Source organism: Streptomyces sp. NPDC057302 (genome assembly GCF_042667685.1).
In the GTDB taxonomy this organism is placed as follows: domain Bacteria; phylum Actinomycetota; class Actinomycetes; order Streptomycetales; family Streptomycetaceae; genus Streptomyces.
Genome location: NZ_JBHUZJ010000018.1, coordinates 48,137 through 68,293, shown reverse-complemented (window position 1 = coordinate 68,293; position 20,157 = coordinate 48,137). Strand labels below are relative to the sequence as shown.

At 72.4% G+C, this 20,157-nt stretch carries 16 protein-coding genes and 1 pseudogene; 8 read left to right on the top strand and 9 right to left on the bottom strand.

The annotated features are described in order from the left end of the window. Positions 1–217: 217 nt before the first annotated feature. Entirely contained in the window at positions 218–1,141 is a 924-nt protein-coding gene (locus ACFUPX_RS15975; protein WP_383321640.1) for a MurR/RpiR family transcriptional regulator, read from the bottom strand. 131 nt (positions 1,142–1,272) lie between these two features. On the opposite strand from ACFUPX_RS15975, the gene ACFUPX_RS15970 reads away from it, so the two are divergent. The 3 genes from ACFUPX_RS15970 to ACFUPX_RS15960 are packed head-to-tail and all read left to right on the top strand — an operon-like array spanning position 1,273 to position 2,238. Further along, positions 1,273–1,629: a hypothetical protein gene (locus tag ACFUPX_RS15970; protein ID WP_383321637.1), complete on the top strand. Its 357-nt coding sequence runs from the start codon at positions 1,273–1,275 to the stop codon at positions 1,627–1,629. Between the two features lie 13 nt (positions 1,630–1,642). Further along, positions 1,643–1,909 carry a DUF4031 domain-containing protein gene (locus tag ACFUPX_RS15965; RefSeq protein ID WP_383321634.1) on the top strand — a complete coding sequence of 89 codons (267 nt, stop codon included), beginning with the start codon at positions 1,643–1,645 and terminating at the stop codon, positions 1,907–1,909. A gap of 26 nt (positions 1,910–1,935) precedes the next feature. Next, positions 1,936–2,238, top strand: a complete 303-nt coding sequence (locus tag ACFUPX_RS15960; protein WP_383321631.1) for an NIPSNAP family protein — start codon at positions 1,936–1,938, stop codon at positions 2,236–2,238. Here ACFUPX_RS15960 and ACFUPX_RS15955 read toward each other — a convergent pair. From ACFUPX_RS15955 to ACFUPX_RS15945, 3 genes are all read right to left on the bottom strand, one after another. Beyond that, entirely contained in the window at positions 2,221–3,444 is a 1,224-nt protein-coding gene (locus ACFUPX_RS15955) for a Cmx/CmrA family chloramphenicol efflux MFS transporter (RefSeq protein WP_383321628.1), read from the bottom strand. The genes ACFUPX_RS15960 and ACFUPX_RS15955 overlap by 18 nt on opposite strands. 173 nt (positions 3,445–3,617) lie before the next feature. Then, entirely contained in the window at positions 3,618–4,700 is a 1,083-nt protein-coding gene (locus tag ACFUPX_RS15950; RefSeq protein ID WP_383321626.1) for a GNAT family N-acetyltransferase, read from the bottom strand. 20 nt (positions 4,701–4,720) lie between these two features. Then, on the bottom strand, positions 4,721–5,374 hold the full coding sequence (locus tag ACFUPX_RS15945) for a hypothetical protein (RefSeq protein WP_383321623.1): 654 nt from the start codon (positions 5,372–5,374) through the stop codon (positions 4,721–4,723). A gap of 64 nt (positions 5,375–5,438) precedes the next feature. Between ACFUPX_RS15945 and ACFUPX_RS15940 the strand changes: the two genes are divergently transcribed. Then, positions 5,439–6,149: a maleylpyruvate isomerase family mycothiol-dependent enzyme gene (locus ACFUPX_RS15940; RefSeq protein ID WP_383321621.1), complete on the top strand. Its 711-nt coding sequence runs from the start codon at positions 5,439–5,441 to the stop codon at positions 6,147–6,149. Between the two features lie 49 nt (positions 6,150–6,198). Here ACFUPX_RS15940 and ACFUPX_RS15935 read toward each other — a convergent pair whose 3' ends face one another. Together ACFUPX_RS15935 and ACFUPX_RS15930 are read right to left on the bottom strand one after the other, a co-directional pair. Next, positions 6,199–6,843 (bottom strand): dihydrofolate reductase family protein, encoded by a 645-nt coding sequence (locus ACFUPX_RS15935; RefSeq protein WP_383321790.1) that lies wholly within the window; start codon positions 6,841–6,843, stop codon positions 6,199–6,201. Positions 6,844–6,938: 95 nt separating this feature from the next. Then, complete coding sequence (locus ACFUPX_RS15930) at positions 6,939–7,955, bottom strand: hypothetical protein (protein ID WP_383321618.1); 1,017 nt, start codon at positions 7,953–7,955, stop codon at positions 6,939–6,941. A 192-nt stretch (positions 7,956–8,147) separates the two neighbouring features. On the opposite strand from ACFUPX_RS15930, the gene ACFUPX_RS15925 reads away from it, so the two are divergent. From ACFUPX_RS15925 to ACFUPX_RS15915, 3 genes are all read left to right on the top strand, one after another. Continuing rightward, positions 8,148–10,430 (top strand): heavy metal translocating P-type ATPase, encoded by a 2,283-nt coding sequence (locus tag ACFUPX_RS15925; protein ID WP_383321616.1) that lies wholly within the window; start codon positions 8,148–8,150, stop codon positions 10,428–10,430. A gap of 224 nt (positions 10,431–10,654) precedes the next feature. After that, complete coding sequence (locus tag ACFUPX_RS15920) at positions 10,655–11,344, top strand: copper homeostasis protein CutC (protein ID WP_383321613.1); 690 nt, start codon at positions 10,655–10,657, stop codon at positions 11,342–11,344. A 102-nt stretch (positions 11,345–11,446) separates the two neighbouring features. Next, complete coding sequence (locus ACFUPX_RS15915; RefSeq protein WP_383321610.1) at positions 11,447–12,061, top strand: DUF2165 domain-containing protein; 615 nt, start codon at positions 11,447–11,449, stop codon at positions 12,059–12,061. 16 nt (positions 12,062–12,077) lie between these two features. Here ACFUPX_RS15915 and ACFUPX_RS15910 read toward each other — a convergent pair whose 3' ends face one another. Further along, positions 12,078–14,048 (bottom strand): HelD family protein, encoded by a 1,971-nt coding sequence (locus ACFUPX_RS15910; protein WP_383321607.1) that lies wholly within the window; start codon positions 14,046–14,048, stop codon positions 12,078–12,080. A gap of 424 nt (positions 14,049–14,472) precedes the next feature. Here ACFUPX_RS15910 and ACFUPX_RS15905 point away from each other — a divergent pair. Beyond that, positions 14,473–15,681: pseudogene (locus ACFUPX_RS15905) on the top strand (glycosyltransferase 87 family protein); the annotation flags it as partial. Here ACFUPX_RS15905 and ACFUPX_RS15900 read toward each other — a convergent pair. Together ACFUPX_RS15900 and ACFUPX_RS15895 are read right to left on the bottom strand one after the other, a co-directional pair. Beyond that, positions 15,587–17,230: a DNA repair helicase XPB gene (locus tag ACFUPX_RS15900; RefSeq protein ID WP_383321604.1), complete on the bottom strand. Its 1,644-nt coding sequence runs from the start codon at positions 17,228–17,230 to the stop codon at positions 15,587–15,589. The pseudogene ACFUPX_RS15905 and the gene ACFUPX_RS15900 sit on opposite strands and share 95 nt — an antisense overlap. 122 nt (positions 17,231–17,352) lie before the next feature. Continuing rightward, positions 17,353–19,890 (bottom strand): helicase-associated domain-containing protein, encoded by a 2,538-nt coding sequence (locus ACFUPX_RS15895; protein WP_383321602.1) that lies wholly within the window; start codon positions 19,888–19,890, stop codon positions 17,353–17,355. Between the last annotated feature and the right edge of the window lie 267 nt (positions 19,891–20,157).

The window sequence follows — 20,157 nt, the reverse complement described above, 5'->3', positions numbered from 1 at the left end:
TTGCGCCCGTCACGTCGGTTGCGTCGGTGTGCGCAGGCGGCGCGGGTGCCGTGCTGGTGGGCGGGTGTTTCGTACGGGGCTTGGGGGCTGCGGTTCGGTGTGTCCGGGTGGGCGAGGGGTGGCGGGTGCCGGTGCGCGGGATGTGGCGGTGGGGGGGTGTTGTGGGCGGGGAGCGTGGGGCTGCGGTTCTGTGTGTCCGCTACGTCCGTGTGCGGGGTCAGCGGCCTCCGCCGCGGGGGCTGTGGCGGTGGGCGAGGGCTTCGTAGGAGGCGGCCAGGGCGGGGGCCGCGGTTTCGTAGGTTCGCTGGGCGACGCCTACGAACAGGCAGTCCACGACCAGCAGTTGACTCGTCCGGGAGGACATCGCGGCCGGTCTGAGCTCGCTCTCGCGGGCCGTGGACGTGGTCAGTATGTGATCCGCGTACTGCGAGACGGGGCTGCCGGGGCGGCCGGTGATCGCGATCGTCGTCGCACCCCGCTCGAAGGCGACCCGCAGGGGCTCGATGACGTCGCCCGTCGACCCGGAGTGCGTGATCGCGATCGCCACGTCCTTGGAGTGCAGGGTGACCGCGTTCGTGACCGCCAGGTGCGGGTCGGAGTGCGCGTGCGCGATGTGGCCGATGCGCAGCAGCTTCTGCGCGAGGTCCTGGGCGACGAGCCCCGACGCGGCGACCCCGTAGATCTCGGCGCGGGGCGCGACCGCGAGCGCGGCGACCGCCGCTCCGAGCTGCACCGTGTCGAGCCCGGCCGCGGTGTCCGCGAGGGTCTGCTGCTCGTCGTACGCGAGCTTCGCCACGACGTCCGCGATCGGGTCGTCGACGGCGATGTCCGCGGTGACGGCGGGCGCGCGGCCCGACTGCTGCTGGGCGGCGAGTCCGGCGAGCGCGAGCCGCAGGTCGCGGTAGCCGGGGTAGCCGAGGAGGCGGGCCGTGCGGACCACCGTGGCCTCGCTCGTCCCGGTGAGCTCGGCGAGGCCGGTGACCGTGAGGGCGGCGCAGCCCGCGGGGTCGCCCGCGACGGCTTCGGCGACCAGCTGCATGGAGCGGGTCATGGACGGGGCGAGGGTCCGCACCTTGGCCGCGAGGGCGGCCGGGGCGGGGGGCGCCGCGCCCGCGAAAATTTCCTTCACGTTATTGGTCACGCTTGAAAGATATTTTCGGACCGGGGGTCGGTCAAGACCCCTTTGGTCCCGATCTCGGTCTCGATCTCGGTCCCGATCTTGGCTCCGTCCCGGGGCGGGCCCGGGTTGCGCGTGGGGTGGACAATGGCTGCATGGAAGCGATCGACCCTCTGGAGCAGGCGCTGCACGCCGCTCGTGCACTTGTCCTCGCCGACCTCGTGGCGCGCGAGGTCGCCCAGGCCGAGGTCGTCTCGCTGGTCGAGGAGTCGGTGGTGCACCGCCGCTGGTGGGTCGAGCAGTGGCCCGAGGGCGTCGAGTACGTCGCGGGCCTGGTCGCCCAGGACGTCCAGGACGCACTCCTTGAGCGCTACGGCCGCTGGCCCCTCTGCCCGGTCTGCGGCTCGGGCGACCCGCACGCGCTGGACGTGGAACCGGAGTTGGGCCCCGACCCGCACTGGGTGTGCGGCAAGGCGGGCGTGGTCGTGGCGCCGGTGGGCGGCCTCACGTGACGGGCGGCACGGCGTGACGATCTACGTGGACCCGCCGACCTGGCCGGGCCACGGCCGCATGTGGTCGCACCTGGTCAGCGACGTCTCGTACGAGGAACTGCACGCCTTCGCGGCGGGCATCGGCGCCCCCGCGCGCGCCTTCGAGCGCGACCACTACGACCTGCCCTCGCACCGCTACGAGGACGCGGTGCGCGCGGGCGCGGTCGAGATCGGCTCCAAGGAACTGGTGCGCAGGCTCACGGAGGCGGGGCTGCGCAGGCCCAAGGGCAGGCCCGCGTAAGGGGAGCCGCGCTTAGGGTGACCCGCATGATCACGGTTCATCTGAAGTACGAGATCGATCCCGACCGCATCGCCGACTTCGAGGAGTACGGCCGCCGCTGGGTCGTCCTGGTCAACCGCTTCGGCGGCACCCACCACGGCTACTTCCTGCCCAGCGAGGGCGACAGCGACATCGCGTACGCCCTCTTCTCCTTCCCGAGCTTCGCCGCGTACGAGCAGTACCGCACGGACAGCGCGACCGATGCCGAGTGCCAGGAGGCCATCGAGCTCGCGCGCCGGACGGGGTGCATCCGGCGCTACGAGCGGCGGTTCCTACGGCCTCTGGAGTGAGGGTGCTTGGGCCTGGTGGGTGGCCTCGGCCGGGGCGGCCGACGTGACCACGCGGCTCGGTGTGGAGCGGTGCAGCCGCAGGGAGAGCGCGACCGCGCCGATCGCCACCGCCGTCATCGCCGCGCCCGCCCACGCCGTCGACGCGTAGCCCAGCTTGAGGTCGATCACCGTGCCGCCGAGCCAGGGACCGCCGGTGTTGCCCAGGTTGAACGCGGCCGTCGTGGTCGCGCCCGCGAGGGTGGGGGCGGCGCCGGCGACGTTGAACATGCGGGCGTTGAGGGCCGGGGCGGTGTAGAAGGCGGAGACGCCGAGGAGGAAGGACAGGGCGATCGCCACGGGTGCCGTACCGGCGAAGAGGGCGAGGGCCACGAGGAAGAGCGTCGAGGCGGCGGCGCCGCTCAGCATGACGCCGAAGAGGTGGGCGTCGGCGACGCGGCCACCGATCGCCGTGCCGAGGAGCGCGCCCGCCCCGAAGAGGCCGAGGACGGTCGGGACCCAGCCCTTGTCGAGGCCGGCGACGTCCGTCAGGAGCGGGGAGAGGTAGGAGAACGCGCAGAAGACGCCGCCCGCGGCGAGCGCGGTGATCGCGATGGAGAGCCAGACCTGGCGGTCGCGGTAGATGGTCAGCTCTTGCTTCAGGCGGGGCTTCTCGGCGGGCAGGGGGATGCGGGGGATGAGGGTGAGGACGCCGACGAGGGCGATCGCGGAGGCGACCCCTACCGCCCAGAAGGCCGACCGCCAGCCGAAGTTGTCGCCGAGGAAGGCACCGGCGGGTACGCCGAGCACGTTCGCGATGGAGAGGCCGCCGATCATCACGGCCATGGCGCGGGCGCGCTGGTTGACCGGCACCATCGCGATGGCGACGGCCGCGCCGACCGCCCAGAACCCGGCACAGGCGAACGCGCTGACGACGCGGGACGCGAAGAGGATCTCGTACGTGGGCGCGAGGGCGCCGGCGACCTGGCCGAACCCGAAGACGGTGATGAGGGTGATGAGGGTCGTACGGCGGGGGAGGCGGAGGGTGGCCACGGCGAGGAGGGGGGCGCCGATGACCATGCCGATGGCGAAGGCGGAGATGAGGAGGCCTGCGCGGGGGATGGAGACGTTCATGTCGTCCGCGATGGGGGGCAGGAGCCCCGAGAGCATGAACTCACTCGTACCGAGCGCGAAGACGGCAAGGCCGAGGATGTAGACGGCTATGGGCATGCGGGTCGCTGGCCTGGGGGCCTCGGGGGCGGGGGCCTTTGGGTCAGGTGTTGGCATAACAGTGGTCAACGCTGGGAGCGGGGCTCACATTCCCCCGCCGGGGCAGGGGGATGCAGGGGGATGTGGGGGGATCGGGTGGGTTGGTGGGGGAGCCTTGCTGCGGAGCGGCGGGGTTAGGCGGTTGGGGTACGGCGTAGGTACGCGTGGAGGTTTTCGCGGTCCGAGGCGCGGACGTAGCCCGAGCGGAGGACCACCGTCTGGGAGGCCGTGTTGTCGGGTTCGATGATCGCCAGGAGGGAGGTGACGCCGGGGCGGGTCAGGGCCAGGGTGGAGAGGGCGGCGAGGGCCTCCGAGGCGTAGCCCCGGCCCCGTGCGCCGACCGCCAGGTCATAGCCGACCTCGGCCACACCCTCCTCGTCCGGCGGCCCGTGGAAGCCCATTCCGCCGACCGCGATCTCGTCCTCCGCCCGGATCAGCGCGAACATGCCCCACTCGGGACGATGCACCCCGGAGGCGTACGCCTTCGTCACCATCTCCGCGGCCGTCCGCGTCCCCTCGAAGGGCCCGCCTTCGATCCACGTCAGACCCCCCGTACCGCCCGCGGCGAGATCCGCCGCCGCCGCGGGGGACACCTCCCGCAGCAGGATGCGCCCGGCGGGGATCTCCAGGGCGTTGTGCCAGCGCCAGCCCTCCACCTTCGGGCGTCCCGCCAGAGCGCCGCGGCCGGTGGCCCAGAGCAGCGTCGCCCACTGCTCGGCGGGCGTGCGCGCGGGCATGACCTGCGGGAAGAGCCAGGCGAGCGCCGCCTCGCACAGCGCGGCGGGCGGCTCCGCGTCCACGCCTAGCGCCTGCGCGATGTCGTACGTATGGAGGAGCAGCTCCGTGACGCCCATCGCCGCGAAGCCCACCGCGTCCGCGCTGCCGGAAGGGTAGGGGTGGAAGCCCCGCACCCCCGAAGGAGTCGTCCGCACCACCGCGGAGAGCAGGCCGCCGGTCGATTCGATGACGCTGATCGCGTCCGCGGGGCCCGAGCCCTCGTCGAAGGTGACCTCGAAGGGGACCCACGTGTCCGTCGCCCGGCCCGTCAGCTGACCCGCGTACGCGACGAGCACGCCCGAGACGTGCTCGGCCGTCTCCAGGCAGCTCCAGTCGAGGCCGACCGCCTTGGCGCTCCAGTCACGGTCCACCGCGCCGCGCAGCACCCTCACCGCGTGCGCCACGGCCTCGTCCAACTGGTCCCCACCCATGGAAATCATGGGCCGAGCGTACGGGAGCCTCAGGCGCTCAGCAGGTCCATTTCCGTCGCCAGGTTCGCGCGCGCGGGACCCTCCCATTCGGCCGCTCCGTACGGCGTACGGAACAGGCGCGGCAAGGAGAGGAGCTGGCGCAGGACGTCCGCCCGGCCCGCGCGGAAGTCCTCGTCGGGCACGAAGGAGTACTCCTCCCGGACCGCCGCCGCGTAAGCCGCGTACGCGTCCGGGGCCGCGGCCAGGATCGCCAGGTCGGCGTCGCACAGCGCCTCGCCGTTGTGGTCGTCCTCGGCGGGGTCGTGGGTGACGGTGAGCCGGACGAGGCGGGCCACCTCGGCGGTCTTCGCGTCCGTCAACCCGGCCTCGGGAAGCGCGCGTTCGGCGAGACGGGCGCTGCGCTCCTCGTTCTGGGAGCGGTCCGGCGCGTACACCGCGTCGTGGAACCAGGCCGCGAGCCGCACCAGCTCGGGGTCGTCCGCGTGCTCTTCCAGTACGTCGATGTGGTCGAGGACCGCCTTCAGGTGGGCGGTGGTGTGGTAGCGCCGCTGCGGCTCGGCCCAGCGCGCGAGCAGGTTGTCGGCGTACTTGAACGGGTCGTAGACGCACTCGTCCGTGTCCCGCGCCCGCAGCAGCGTCGTGAGCCAGCGCTTGCGCAGCTCGTCGTTCTCGTCGTCGGCCATGCAAGGACCCTAAACTCCGGTCCTGCCGTTGCCATGCCAGGGAGCGACACGGTTGGCTGCGTCCATGACGACCATGCCGCACGCTGACGAGACGTACGACCCCGAGCGTCCGGGCCGCCTCCTGAGGGCCGAACGCGATCTGCTGATCCCGCTGCTGCGGGCCGCGCCCGACGAGGCGTACGCGATCCGGACCTGCTGTCCCGGCTGGACGGTGCGGCACGTGCTCGCGCACTGCGGCTCGGCCCTGACGCGCGTCGTCGAGAGCCGCTTCGAGGAGGGCGTGTACAGCCCGGAGTGCAACGACCGTGACATCGCGGAACGCGCCGACTGGTCCAACTCCCGTGTCGTGGACGAGCTGGAGCGCGGGATGACGGAGGCGGGCGCCGCCATCACCCGGGCGAAGGGGCGCCTCGACGGCGTCGCGATCGGCGAGTGGGTGCACGCGGGCGACGTCCGCGAGGCCTGGGGCAAGCCGGGCGCGTACGGCGGCCCGGGGCTGCCGGACGCGCTGCGGCTGCTCGCGGAACACAGCCGCAGGACCGAAGCGCTGCCGATGCACGCGGACATCGACGACACCGACGACACCGACGGCATCGACGGCATCGGCGGCATCGACGAGCCGCTCGTCCTCGGCGTGAACGACGGCAAGCGGTCGCCCGCGCGCTACATCGGCGATGCGCCGACGCTGATCCGGCTGTACACGGGGCGACCGCTCGCGGGCACGCGGTACGAGCTCGCGGGGGCGGTGGAGAGGGAGTTGCCGATCTTCAGCTGAAAGAGGCTGAAGGGTCTGAAGGGCCGGGAGGGGGCGGGGGCGTCGGCGGTTACTTTCGCCAGAACAGGTGGTGCGTCACGCCGCTCGGGCTCGGTACGACGTCCAGGTGGAAGCGGTCGCGCAGCTCGTCGGGGGTCTCCCAGAGCCGTGTCCCGGCGCCGATCTTCACCTGCGAGACCGCCACGTGCAGGGTGTCGACGAGGTCGGCGTCGAGGAACTGCCGGATGACACTTGCTCCGCCGCCGAGCCGGACGTCCTTGCCCCGCGCCGCTTCCCGCGCCTGTTCGAGGACGGTGGCCGGGTCGTCGTCGGAGAAGTGGAACGTCGTGTCGGAGAGCGTGAACGAAGGCCTCGGGTGGTGGGTCATGACGAACACCGGGGTGTGGAACGGGGGTGTGTCGCCCCACCAGCCCTGCCACTCGTGGTCCTGCCAGGGGCCGCGCTGCGGCCCGAACTTGTTGCGGCCCATGATCTCGGCGCCGATGTTGTGGGCGAAGTCGCGGGTGAGGTAGTCGTCCAGGCCCCGGCTGCCGCCCGGGTCGGTGCGGTTGGGCCAGCTCGCCGTGGCCCCGGCCCAGGCGAACATGTCCCCGGGGTCGGCGTCGCCGAACGGCCGCTCCAGGCTCTGGTGCTCACCGGCACCGAAGCCGTCTTGCGAGACGGTGAAATTCTGGACCCGCAGCAGCTGCGTCACGTACTTCCTCCTGCGTTCGCTGGTGTCGACGAGGGGGAGACCGGCCGGGGCGCGGATACTCATCGCCGTGCCTACTGCTGTTCATATCGCCGTGCCTAGTGGCCGTGGCCGCCCTTCTCCGTAGTGTCCTCGCTCCCGGGGTCCGTGTCTGCCGCGGCGCCGCCGCCCACGTGGACCGTGAACGCCGCCGTGCGCACCTCGCCCTTGTGCTTGAAGTCGAGGAACAGGCGGTACGCCCCCGGGCTCGGTGCCGTCGCCGCGAAGGAGACGCCGGGGCCCGGCTCCGTCCTGCCGTCGCCCGGTTCGCCGGTCGGGTGGACGTGGAGGTAGGCCAGGTCGCCGGAGCGCAGGGCGACCAGGTGGCCGTACGAGCCGAGGTAGGGCTGGAGGTCGGTGACCGGCCTGCCGTTCCTCGCCACGCTCAGGGTCAGGTCGGCGGACTTCCCCGGCTTCAGCTCGCCGTCGAGACTGACCTCGTAGCCGTCGACCGAAGCCTTCGTGTTGGGCCGCGGCAGCTCCCTCGGCTCGTGCTTCCCCGCCACCGAGAGGTCGGCGCCCAGGGTCAGGCCCTCCTTCGCGCCCGCGGGCTTGAAGTCGGCGAAGACGCGGTAGCCGCCGGCCTGCGGGAGCTCTACCGGCGTCGACCAGGTGCCATCCGCGGCGCGGGTCGGGTGCAGGTGGCGGTAGGTCGTCAGGTCGCGTGAGGCCACGATGAGGTGCAGCTCCTTGCCGTGCTCCTTCTCGTACGCGGTGACGTTCTGCCCGGTGTCGTCCTTGCCGGTGCTGTCCTTGCCCGTGCCGTCCTTGTCCGTCCGGTCCTTGACGACCGTGAACCGCAGCTCCTCGCGCTTTCCGGCGTCCACGCGCGGGGTCTTCAGGTCGAGCGTGTAGCCGCGCTCGGAGATCTGCAGGCCGCCGGGGACGGTGTCCGCGTGGCCCGCACCGGCCTCCGTACCGCTTGGCTTCTCCTCCTCGCCCGGGTGTCCGCCGTGCTCGCTCGCGGGCTTCTTCTCCGAGGTCACGGGGTCGACGCCGCTGCCCACTCCGTACGCGGTCCCGAAGGTCGCGGCGACGGCTGCGGCGAAGGCGGTGATCTTCAGTCCGGTGTTCATGACGGCTCCCGAGAGACGGAATGCGGGGTGGAGGGAGCTCACCGAGTGGCGGCTCCTCATACGACCGAAGGTACCCCCCAGGGGTATAAAGTCAAGCCCGGAGTACCCTTGCGAACGATACCCCCTAGGGGTATAGATTGGTACCACTGCCGGTACCCGCCCCGGGTACCCCCAACCGAGGAGTCCGCAGCCATGCCCACCACACCCGGCGCCCCCGAGGTGGCCTCCACCGCAGAAGTAGAGCTCGCCATCGGTGGCATGACCTGCGCCTCGTGCGCCGCCCGCATCGAGAAGAAGCTGAACCGCATGGACGGCGTCGAGGCGACCGTCAACTACGCCACCGAGAAGGCCAAGGTCAGCTACCGAGGCCAGGACGTCGCCGTACAGGACCTGATCGCCACCGTCGAGGCCACCGGCTACACCGCACAGGAGCCCGCCCCGGCCCGCGCGCAGGAGCCGTCTCCGGCCGACGAGGAGCGGCGCGCCGACGACGAACTGCGGCCCCTGCGCGAGCGGTTGATCACCGCCGTGCTGCTCTCGCTGCCCGTCGTCGCGATGGCGATGGTCCCGGCCCTGCAGTTCGAGTACTGGCAGTGGCTGTCCCTGACCCTCGCGGCGCCGGTCGTGACGTACGCGGCCTGGCCCTTCCACAAGGCCGCGTTCACGAACGCGCGGCACGGCGCGGCCACGATGGACACGCTGATCTCGGTCGGCACGTCGGCCGCGTTCGTCTGGTCGCTGTGGGCGCTGTTCTTCGGGACGGCCGGTACGCCCGGCATGACGCACCCCTTCGAGCTGACCATCTCGCGCACGGACGGCGCCGGGAACATCTACCTGGAGGCCGCGGCGGGCGTGACCGCCTTCATTCTGGCGGGGCGGTACTTCGAGGCCCGCTCCAAGCGCAAGGCGGGCGCGGCCCTGAAGGCGCTGCTCCAGCTGGGCGCCAAGGACGTCACCGTCATCCGCGGTGACGGTCGCGAAGAGACCGTCCCCGTGGGCGACTTGAGGACCGGCGACCGTTTCCTCGTGCGCCCCGGCGAGAAGATCGCCACCGACGGCAAGGTCGTCGAGGGCGCCTCCGCCGTGGACGCCTCCATGCTCACCGGCGAGTCCGTGCCGGTCGAGGTCACCAAGGGCGAATCGGTCACCGGGGCCACACTGAACGTGGGCGGACGCCTGGTCGTCGAGGCCACCCGGGTCGGCGCGGACACCCAGCTCGCCCGCATGGCCAAGCTCGTCGAGGACGCACAGAACGGCAAGGCGGCGGCCCAGCGCCTCGCCGACAGGATCTCGGCGGTGTTCGTGCCGGTCGTCATCGCCCTGGCCGTCGCCACCCTCGGCTTCTGGCTCGGCAACGGCTCCGGTCTGACGGCGGCCTTCACCGCGGCCGTCGCCGTACTGATCATCGCCTGCCCCTGCGCCCTGGGCCTCGCGACGCCGACCGCCCTCATGGTCGGCACCGGGCGCGGCGCGCAGCTCGGCATCCTGATCAAGGGCCCGGAGGTCCTGGAGACGACCCGCAAGGTCGACACGATCGTCCTGGACAAGACCGGCACCGTCACCACCGGCCAGATGACGCTCCTTGCCACGCATGTCGCGGCGGGTGTCGGAGAGGACGAAGTCCTGCGCCTGGCAGGTGCGTTGGAGCACTCCTCGGAGCACCCCATCGCCCAGGCGGTGGCCACCGGGGCGGCCGAGCGGGTCGGCGCGCTGCCCACGCCCGAGGACTTCGCGAACGTGGCGGGGCTCGGCGTGCAGGGCGTCGTCGAGGGCCACGCGGTCCTTGTGGGGCGTGAGGCGCTGCTCGAAGAGTGGGCGATAGGGCTCCCCGCCGAGCTGGAGCGGGCGAAGTCGGAGGCCGAGGCGGCCGGGCGTACGGCCATCGCGGTCGCCTGGGACGGCGAGGCGCGGGCGGTCCTCGAAGTGGCGGACGCGGTGAAGGAGACGAGCCCGGAGGCGATCCGCCGCTTCCGCGCCCTCGGCCTCACACCCATCCTCCTGACCGGCGACAACAAGGCCGTCGCGGCATCGGTGGCCGCAGAGGTGGGCATCGCGCCCGAGGACGTGATCGCCGAGGTCATGCCGCAGGACAAGGTCGACGCCGTCAAGCGCCTCCAGGCGCAGGGCCGGAGCGTGGCGATGGTCGGCGACGGCGTGAACGACGCGGCGGCGCTCGCCCAGGCCGACCTGGGTCTGGCGATGGGCACGGGCACGGACGCCGCGATCGAGGCGGGCGACCTGACGCTCGTACGGGGAGACCTGCGCGCGGCGGCGGACGCGATCCGCCTCTCCCGCCGCACGCTCGGCACGATCAAGTCGAACCTGTTCTGGGCCTTCGCCTACAACGTGGGCGCGCTGCCGCTGGCCGCCGCCGGCCTCCTGAACCCGATGATCGCGGGCGCCGCGATGGCGTTCTCCTCGGTCTTCGTGGTCGGCAACAGCCTGCGCCTGAGGGGGTTCAAGCCGCTGAGCTGAACGGCGAGGGGCCGTCGGTCTCAACCCGCGGCAAGGAGGGCGTGTACATGTCTCTACGATCACCCCGGTGCGTTTGGGTCGCGCCGGGGTGATCTGCGCGTAGGCTGGGTAATTGGACTAGACCTATGTGACCTGTGTGCGGCGGCTACGGAGACTCCCGCTCCGCAAGACTCCCGCGCCGCCCGCCCCAGCCCCCGCGGCCCCGGACCCGAAGGAAGACATCCATGAGCAAGCGTGCAGTCCTGGAGGTGATCGCCCTCGACGCCGAGGACGCCGTCGCCGCCCAGGCCGGAGGCGCGGACCGCCTCGAGCTGGTCACCGACATGGCCGCGGACGGCCTGACCCCGTCCCGCGAGACCTTTGCCGAGATCCGCGCCGCCGTGGACATCTCCCTGCGCGTGATGCTGCGCCTCGCGGACGGATTCGACGCGGGCGACGTCGACGCTCTCGTACGCCGTGCCCACGAGCTGCGCGGCGCGGGCGCCGACGAGTTCGTCCTCGGCTTCCTCGACGAGACGGGCGGCCCCGACCTGGCCGCGGTGGAGGCCGTGGTGGACGCGCTCGACGGCTGCCGCTGGACGTTCCACCGGGCCGTCGACCGGACCGCCGACCGCGACGCCCTGCGCAAGCAGCTCGCCGACCTGCCCGGCCTCGACACCTACCTCACCGCGGGCGCGGCGACGGGCGTGGACGACGGCCTGCCCACGCTGCTCGCCGAGGCGGCGCGGTCCGGCGAACCGGGCTACGAACAGCAGATCCTGGTGGGCGGGGGCCTGCGCCTCGACCATCTGCCGCGGCTCAGGGCGGCGGGCGTCGACGCGTTCCACATCGGCGGGGCGTCACGCCCCGACGGCTGGACGGCGCCGGTGAGTGCCGAAGCCGTCGCGCGGTGGCGGGCAGCGGTGGACGCCTGATCCCTTTCGGCGCGAGGTGCTGATCACGGGGCGTTGATCACGGGGCGCTGATCACGTCGCTGGTGGGACGCGATACAACTTGGCGTACAGGGAGGGGGTTTCATGCCGAAACCAGCAGGTAAGACGCGTCCCGCGGAGCGGATGCTCGCGGCCGGGACGCTGCCCGTCGCCGCGACACTGCTCACCGGGACGGTGGCGCTCTACATCACGCTCGTGGCGTTCGGGAACATCACCGATTTCGACAGCAACCAGCAGTTCGTACGCCATGTCCTGGCGATGGACACCACGTTCAAGGACGACGACCTGATGTGGCGCGCGGTGGGCTCCACCGCCCTACAGGACGCCGCGTACGTGGGGATCATCGTCTGGGAGACCCTGGCCGCCCTGGTCCTCCTCACGGCGACGGTCCTGTGGGCCGGGGCCCTGCGCCGCCCCGAGGGACTGCGCCGGGCCCGCAGGGCGGGCACGATCGGCCTGCTGATGCTGCTCGTCCTGTTCGGGGCGGGCTTCATCGGCATCGGCGGCGAATGGTTCGCCATGTGGCAGTCGGAGGACTGGAACGGCCTGGACGCGGCCACGCGGGTCGTGACGCTCACCGGCATCGTGCTGATCGTCACGCATCTGCCGTCCGCCGGTGCTCCGGCGGGCGGCTCGGGCGGCTCGGACGGCTCGGGCGGCTCGAACGGCTCGAACGGTTCGGACGGAAGCGGGTCGTGACCCGCGCCTCGCGCGCCTAGCGGGTGAGCTGCTCGGGAAGCGCGGCCGAGTGCACGACGGTGAGTCCCGACACGGCACGGGTCAGGGCGACGTACAGGCGTCGCAGGCCCGTCCGCTCGTCGGGCTCGCCGTCGACGACGGCGGCGGGCTCGTCGAGCACCACGTAGTCGTACTCAAGTCCCTTGGCGAGGGAGGCGGGTACGAGGGTGAGCCGGGTGTCGGGGGTGGTCTCCTCGCCGGGTGAGAGGTACGTCATCCCGGCGGAGTCGAGTGCTTCGGCGAGCGCGGGGACGCGGGCGTCGGCGGCGATGAGCCCGATGGACCCCTCCTGGCGCAGCGACTCGACGCAGGCTTCGAGGGAAGCGGCGTCGAGGTCCTCCACGGGCCGCACCACGAGCGAACCGGCCGACTCACGCACGGACTTCACCTCGGCGAGGCCGGGCGCGATGTCGGGAAGCAGCCGCGAGGCGAACGCGATGACTTCCCGAGGCACACGGAACCCCGCGGTGAGCTCCTCCACCACGGCGTCGCCCTTCCCCAGATGACCGAGGGCCTGCTCCCAACTCCGTGTGGCCCAGGGCGTCGTGCCCTGCGCGAGGTCGCCGAGGACGGTGGCGGAACCGGTGGTGCAGCGCCGGCCGACCGCGCGGTACTGCATGGGGGAGAGGTCCTGCGCCTCATCGAGGACGACATGCCCCAGGGAGTGCGTCCGGGCGACGAGATCGCCCGCCTCGTCGATCAGCACGGCATCCGCGGCCGACCACTTGGCGGCCTTGAGGCTGCGCGGGGGCTTCGCCCAGAGGATGAGTTTCTGCTCGTCGGGTTCGAGGATCCCGTCCGCGTGCAGGGCGAGGAAATCGGCGTCGGAGAGCAGCCGGAGCACCAGCTTGGCGGGATCGACCGGCGGCCAGGCGGCCTTGACGGCCGCTTTCACCGCGGGGTTGCGGGCCACGGCATCCTGCACGCGGTCGTCCGGAGCCTCGCCCGCCTGCTCCATCCGTACGAGGACGGCGTGCGCGATGCGCTGCGGCAGGGCGTCGCGGGCGGCTCCGTAGCGGATGTCGCGGGCGAGCAGCTCTCCCACGAGCTCTTCCACCTCGTACGCGGGAATGCGCCAGCGCCGGGATCCCCGCACCACCACGACGGGCTCGGTGGGCATGCTCACGTGGGAGCGCAGGGCCTTGCGCAGGACGGCGGCCATGCGGGCGTCGCCCTTGACGACGGCGGCGGGGGCGTCGTCGGTGCCCCGCACCTCCACGTGGGCGACGAGGTCGTCCACGGTGGCCTGCTTGACCTCCAACTCACCCAGGGCCGGCAGGACTTGCTCGATGTAGTGCAGGAAGGACTTGTTGGGCCCGATGACGAGGGTCCCGGTCCTGGCGAGCCGCTCGCGGTGGGCGTACAGGAGATAGGCGACACGGTGCAGCCCGACGGCGGTCTTGCCGGTACCGGGCCCACCCTGAACACAGACGGACCCCCCGAGCCCACTGCGGACGATCTCGTCCTGCTCGGGCTGGATGGTGGCGACGATGTCACGCATGGGCCCGACGCGGGGCCGCTCGATCTCCTGCTGGAGCAGTCTGCTGGTCCGCTCCTCCTCGTCGGCGTCGCTGAGGTGCTCGTCCTCGTACGCGGTGAGGTCACCGCCGGTGTATCCGAACCGGCGCCGCAGGGCGACGTCCATCGGGGCCTTCTTGGAGGCCCGGTAGAAGGGCTGCGAGACGGGCGCGCGCCAGTCGATGACCATCGGGTCGCCGTCGGCGTCGTGGACGTGCCGCCGCCCGATGTAGAACTGCTCGCCCTCGGCGCCTTCCGCCTGCTCGGCGCCGGGGGCGTGGAGGTAGTCGAGCCGCCCGAAGAAGAGCGGGGTGTGGGAGAGGTCGGCGAGGGACTTGATGCGCTCGTCGATCTGGCTCTGCAGAACGGCGGCGTTGACCCAGTTCGCGGTGACGTCGCGAATGTCGAGCGCTTCGGCGTCCTCGCGCATGGCTCGGAGGGCCGAGCGGGATGCGGAGAGGTGGTTGCGCTCTCGGGAGAGTGGGTCGGGGTGGGCGTGCACGGGGTGCCTCCGGCGGGGGTGCGGGAACTGGGCTGGCCGGTTGCCGTCCGGTCAGTGGCGGGCGCGATGCACGCGGGCAGACCGGGCATTTTAGGCCCCCCTCCGCAGGGGGTCCACCGAATTCCTCCGGGGCCCGCTCGCCCCGCGTCCCCTGCCCGAACGGCCTCTCCCGCCCACCCGCCCGGCACCCCGCGGCCTCCCCCTGAACGAACAAGCGTTTCCCACCCACCCGCCCGATTGCCCCGCGGCCTCCCCCTGGGCGAACCGCCCCCGCTGCCCCGCCGTAGCCGGGGCCGGATCGGTGCCGCCGCCCCGACCCCGACTGACCGCGCGAACCACTAAGGTGCCCAGCGTGTTCGCCCCGTCACTCCGCGTCAAGGCCCCCGCGCCAGCAGCCGCCGCCACCGCCCTCCTGGCCCTCTCCCTCGCCGCCCTGGCCACCCTCTGCGTAGTCCAACGCATCCCCATGGCCGACACCCTCGTCTACCGGGCCGAAGGGCAGGCCGTCGTGGGTGGGGGTGAGCTCTATGGGTTCACCGTCACCGAGTGGGAGTTGCCGGCCACCTATCCCCCCTTCGCGGCGCTCCTCTTCGTACCCACCACCTGGCTCCCCCTCCCCGCCCTCAAGCTCACCTTCATCGCGGGCAACGTCGCCCTCCTCGCCCTCCTCATCCACCTCTCCTGCCGCCTCACCAAGCTGCCCACCCGCCTCGCCCCCCTCCTCGCCGCCACCGCCCTTGCCCTCTGGCTCGAACCCGTCTTCCAGACCCTCCTCTTCGGGCAGATCAACCTCGCCCTCATCTGCCTCATCCTCTGGGATCTGACCAGGCCCCCGGGCACCCCGGGCAAGGGCTTCGCGATCGGGGTCGCCGCCGGGATCAAGCTCACCCCGGCGGTCTTCATCGCGTATCTCTTCCTCACCGGGCGCGTACGCGAAGGGATCACGGCGACCGCCGCCCTCACCGGCACCCTCGCCCTCGGCGCCCTCGTGCTGCCCGCGGCCAGCGTCGACTTCTGGACCCAGCGGATCTTCGAGACGGGGCGCGTCGGCAAGGCGTGGATCGTCGACAATCAGTCACTCCAAGGGCTCGTCGCCCGAGCCGTCCACGACCCGCACCCCGGCCTTCTCTGGGCCGTCCCCGCCACCCTCGTCGCCGTCGTCGGCCTGTGGCTGGCACGCCGCACCCCCAGCGAGCCCCGGGGTGTCCTCCTGACGGCGGGCACCGCGCTCCTGGTCTCGCCCATCAGCTGGTCCCACCACTGGGTCTGGTGCGTCCCGCTCCTGACCCTGCTCATGGCGGAGGGCCGCCCCCGCCTGACCGCGGCGGTGGCGACCCTCTTCACGGCCCGCACCCTGTGGCTCGTCCCGCACCAGGGCGACCTGGACCTGCGCCTCTGTCCCTGGCAGCAGCCACTCGCGTCGCCCTACCCCCTGCTGGCCCTCGCGCTAGCGACAGCCGCGGCCCTCAGTTGTCGGCCAGCAACTCGTCCGCGTCCACGATCCGGTACGCGTACCCCTGCTCGGCGAGGAACCGCTGGCGATGCGCCGCGAAGTCCTGGTCGATGGTGTCCCGGGCCACGACGGAGTAGAAGCGCGCCTCGTGACCGTCGGCCTTCGGACGCAGCACACGACCCAGCCGCTGTGCCTCCTCCTGCCGGGAGCCGAACGTACCCGAGACCTGGATCGCGACCGTAGCCTCGGGCAGGTCGATCGAGAAGTTCGCGACCTTCGAGACGACGAGCACGGAGATCTCGCCCTCCCGGAACGCGCCGAACAGCTTCTCGCGCTGCGCGTTGGTCGTCTCGCCCTTGATGACGGGCGCGTCCAAGTGCTCGCCCAGCTCGTCGAGTTGGTCGATGTACTGGCCGATGACGAGAGTCTGCTCACCCGCGTGCTTCTTGACGAGCGCTTCCGTCACCTTCCGCTTCGTGGCCGTCGTGGCACAGAAGCGGTACTTCTCCTCGGCCTCGGCCGTCGCGTACGCGAGCCGCTCCGAGTCCGTGAGGTTGACCCGCACCTCGACGCAGTCCGCGGGCGCGATGTACCCCTGCGCCTCGATCTCCTTCCACGGAGCGTCGAACCGCTTGGGCCCGATCAGCGAGAACACGTCCGACTCGCGGCCGTCCTCGCGGACCAGCGTCGCCGTCAGGCCCAGGCGCCGCCGCGCCTGGAGATCGGCGGTGAACTTGAAGACGGGGGCGGGCAGCAGGTGCACCTCGTCGTAGATGACCAGGCCCCAGTCCCGGGAGTCGAAGAGCTCCAGGTGCGGGTAGACGCCCTTGCGCTTCGTCGTCAGGACTTGATACGTGGCGATGGTGACCGGGCGGATCTCCTTGCGCGTACCGCTGTACTCGCCGATCTCCTCCTCGGTCAGCGAGGTCCGCTTGATCAGCTCGTGCTTCCACTGCCGCGCGGAAACCGTGTTGGTCACCAGGATCAGCGTCGTCGCCTTGGCCTCGGCCATGGCGCCGGCCCCGACCAGCGTCTTTCCCGCGCCACAGGGCAGCACGACCACACCACTGCCGCCGTGCCAGAACCCCTCGACGGCCTGCTTCTGATACGGCCGCAGCGCCCACCCGTCCTCGGCGAGCTCGATCCGGTGCGCCTCGCCGTCGACGTACCCGGCGAGGTCCTCGGCGGGCCAGCCCAGCTTCAGGAGGGTCTGCTTGACCTGGCCGCGCTCGGAGGGGTGGACGACGACGGTGTCCGCGTCCACCCGCTCGCCCACGAGCGGCTGCACCTTCTTGGACCGCAGGATCTCTTCCAGGACCGGCCGGTCGGTGGTGGTCAGGACGAGGCCGTGCACGGGGTGCTTGGACAGGGTGAGCCTGCCGTAGCGGGCCATCGTCTCGGCGATGTCCACGAGCAGCGCGTGCGGCACGGGGTAGCGCGAGAACTCCACGAGCGCGTCCACGACCTGCTCCGCGTCGTGCCCGGCGGCACGGGCGTTCCACAGGCCGAGCGGCGTCACGCGGTAGGTGTGGATGTGCTCGGGAGCACGCTCCAGCTCCGCGAAGGGCGCGATGACACGGCGGCAGGCGTCGGCCCGCTCGTGGTCGACCTCGAGCAGGAGAGTCTTGTCCGACTGGACGATCAAGGGACCATTCACGCGCGCACCCTTTCGGTAAGCCAAACGTCCAGTGTGCCGCATGGCGCGCGAATACGGCCCAGCCTCAGTCGCCGGTGACCGGCCGGGGTGCGGCAGGCGACCGGCCGGGGAGCGGCGCCCGGCTAGTCGTCCGCCAGCTCCGCGACGCCCGTGACCCGGTGCAGGGGGTACGTGCGGACCTCGTCCGCCGTGTGGTCGTACGCCGTGACGAAGCCGCCCTCCACCCGGATCGGGGCGATCACGCGCTGGCTCGCCGAGCCCTCCGCGTTGACGTAGCCGATCCAGACCGCCTCGCTCGTCAGGACCGCGGCCTGCATTGTGGCGAGGGTCTCCGCCGCCGTGGTGCGGGGCAGTGTCTCGCCCGGCTCGGGGGCCGCCTTGCGGGGCGCCGTCGAGGCCAGGTCGCCGGCGCGGATGGCGCGTACGGCCGCGCCGATGAGGGTGGCGTCGGCCAGCGGGGGGCCGTCGTGGACCGGCTCGGGGGCGGTGCGGGGCGGGGAGCGGTGGGCGTGCGCCCGGGTGATCAGTACGTCGCCGTCGGCGCTCTCCGCGGCGGGCGCGAAGCCCATTTGGCGCAGGCCTTCGAGGAGCGCGCCGGGGTCGGCCTGCGCGGCGAGCACGGTCGGCGCGAGGCGGCGCAGGCGCAGGTTCTGGGAGCGCTTGTCGGCGAGGATCTCGTTCAGGAGCGCCTCGTCGTCGCAGCGTACGTACGCGGAGGCGACGCCGATCCGCAGGTGGCCGTGTTTACGGGCGACGTCGTCGATGAGGTACGCGAGGGGCTGCGGAACCGGCGTACGGGAGTGCGCGGCGAGGAAGGCGTGCAGGTCGGAGGCGGCCTTGCCCGCGTCGAGCGCGCGCCGCACGGAGCCGGGCGTGAACCGGTACACGGTCGCCCCGCCCTTCGACTCGACGTCGGCCAGCACCGAGAGGGTCTCGGCGAGCGGCCGCTCCAGCGGGCCGGGGGCCACGGCGGTGAGGTCGGCCTGCAGGAGGACGTGGTCGAGCGGTTCGGGGAGCAGGGGGGCCAGGAGGCGGGCGGCTCTTGCGCTGCGGGCGGCGAGTTCGGCCGGGGAGGGGTGGGTGGCGCTCGTCTCAGGTGAGCTCTCCTCGCTCTCGGAGCCGAGCAGCGCCCGGCCGTGCGCGGACAGTGCCCCGCGGCCGGTGAAGCCCAGCAACTCCGCTTCGTTCAGGGTCCATTGGGCGATGCGGGCCCGCAGCTCCATGGGTGCGTTGCCCGCCGACGCGTGCGAGGACACGCCCCCGGCGGAGGCGCCGCCCCCGGCCGAGCCCCGCGGCGGGCGCTCCCACCGCAGGCGGGCCAGGACCGACTCGGGCGTGGGGCTCGCGCCGTCCGGCAGGGTGGTGAGGAGCGTGAGGACGCGGTGGCGGATCTCCGGCGCCGATGAGCGGTCCAGGTGCGGGCCGAGCGCCGACAGCGTGCGGTCCTTGCCGTCACGGCCGCCGATCAGGCCCGCCGTGCGGGTCGCCGTCAGCCAGGCGGTGGCGAGGACCGACCAGCGCTCGGGGGCGGGCAGTGCCTGCCAGTCGTCGTACGCGGGCGTCGCCGCGTACCGCTCGTCGGCGTCGCCGTCCGCTGCCACGAGGCCTGCCGCGTAGGCCAGTTCGACCCAGAACGCGGCCACCGGCTCCGGTACGTCGAGGGCCACCGCCGTCCGCTTCAGGTCGCGCACGCTGAGGCCGCCCGCGCGCAGCACGGTGGGGCCGCCCTCGTCCCAGTCCTTCATGAGCTCCTCGACCGTGTCGAGCGCCATGTACGCCTGGCTCGCCGCTGCCGCGTCCACAGCCTGTGGACGGTGTTCGCGCAGCGGCTCGATCGCCGGGGGCGCGGGTTCGAGCACCCGGTGGGCGCGGCCCGCCCGCAGGTGGAGGGCCGCCTCGCGGGGGAGTACGACGGTGCCGGGCGAGGTGGGGAGCAGGAGCCCCCGGTCCAGGAGCCAGCGCAGGTGGCGGGCCGGGTCGGCGGTGACCTGGCCGTACGGCGGGCCCCAGACGAGCCGCGAGAGCACTTCGACGGACTCGGCGGGGGCTTCGTCGAGGAGGGCGGACATGCGGGTGCGGTCGGTGAAAAGCTCGGTGAGGGAGCGGACCGCGGAGACGGCGTCATGGGTGGAGGGCAGCCCGGCCGCCGCCACGATGTCCTGCATGCGGTTCGGCGACATGCCCGCGGTGGCTTCGGCGACGGTGGGGCCCAGGCCGGTGGGGGAGGGGTACTGCGGGGCCGGGGCGAGGAGTTCGCGTGCGGTGCGCACCAGGCGCAGGCGGTCGGGCGGGCCCCAGGTGAGGGCCTGCTCGCGGAGGGTGGCGAGGGCGCGGGCCAGTGCGGTGTCGACGGTGGTGTCGCCGCCCTCGTCCCCGGCGACCAGGGCGTGCAGTTCGTCGTACGTCGCCGGTTCCGGGGCCACGGCGAGCGCCTCGGCCACCTGCTGGGCGAACCGGTCGAGCCGCTCCAGGGCGCGGACCACGGAGGCGCGGGTGGCCGCGCGGGTGGCGAGCTGGGTGAGGTCGTTCGGCACCGGGTTGAGCAGATCGGGCCGGGCATGGAGCAGCGCGCCGAGGGACGCGTCATCACGGGAGCGGAGTGCCTCGGCGAGGGACCGGGGTGTGTCCGCTGGGCGCTGGGGCTGCTCGTCGGTGCTCATCAGGCTCACGGTAGCGGGTTGGGGTGCGGTGCTGGGCGTTCCTGGGGGTGGGGCGGGCGTGGGGTGGTCGGTGGGGCTCTGTCTACGGGGCAATCGGGTGGGTGGGTGGGAGAGGCCTGTTCGGTCAGAGGCGGATGCGGGGTGATCGGGTGGGTGGGTGGGAAAGGCTGTTCGCCAACGGGGACGCGGTGGAAGGAACTGTTGGAGGCGCCCCGCCAGAAGAAGGTACGGTCGAACCCACCGGGTACAGCGGGCGGTTCGGTAACG

Coding starts and splice junctions, on each gene's coding strand:
- ACFUPX_RS15970 (WP_383321637.1), top strand. CDS start 1,273: ATGGAAGCGATCGACCCTCTGGAGCAGGCGCTGCACGCCGCTCGTGCA.
- ACFUPX_RS15960 (WP_383321631.1), top strand. CDS start 1,936: ATGATCACGGTTCATCTGAAGTACGAGATCGATCCCGACCGCATCGCC.
- ACFUPX_RS15955 (WP_383321628.1), bottom strand. CDS start 3,444: ATGCCCATAGCCGTCTACATCCTCGGCCTTGCCGTCTTCGCGCTCGGT.
- ACFUPX_RS15950 (WP_383321626.1), bottom strand. CDS start 4,700: ATGATTTCCATGGGTGGGGACCAGTTGGACGAGGCCGTGGCGCACGCG.
- ACFUPX_RS15945 (WP_383321623.1), bottom strand. CDS start 5,374: ATGGCCGACGACGAGAACGACGAGCTGCGCAAGCGCTGGCTCACGACG.
- ACFUPX_RS15940 (WP_383321621.1), top strand. CDS start 5,439: ATGACGACCATGCCGCACGCTGACGAGACGTACGACCCCGAGCGTCCG.
- ACFUPX_RS15930 (WP_383321618.1), bottom strand. CDS start 7,955: ATGAACACCGGACTGAAGATCACCGCCTTCGCCGCAGCCGTCGCCGCG.
- ACFUPX_RS15925 (WP_383321616.1), top strand. CDS start 8,148: ATGCCCACCACACCCGGCGCCCCCGAGGTGGCCTCCACCGCAGAAGTA.
- ACFUPX_RS15920 (WP_383321613.1), top strand. CDS start 10,655: ATGAGCAAGCGTGCAGTCCTGGAGGTGATCGCCCTCGACGCCGAGGAC.
- ACFUPX_RS15915 (WP_383321610.1), top strand. CDS start 11,447: ATGCCGAAACCAGCAGGTAAGACGCGTCCCGCGGAGCGGATGCTCGCG.
- ACFUPX_RS15910 (WP_383321607.1), bottom strand. CDS start 14,048: ATGCGCGAGGACGCCGAAGCGCTCGACATTCGCGACGTCACCGCGAAC.
- ACFUPX_RS15895 (WP_383321602.1), bottom strand. CDS start 19,890: ATGAGCACCGACGAGCAGCCCCAGCGCCCAGCGGACACACCCCGGTCC.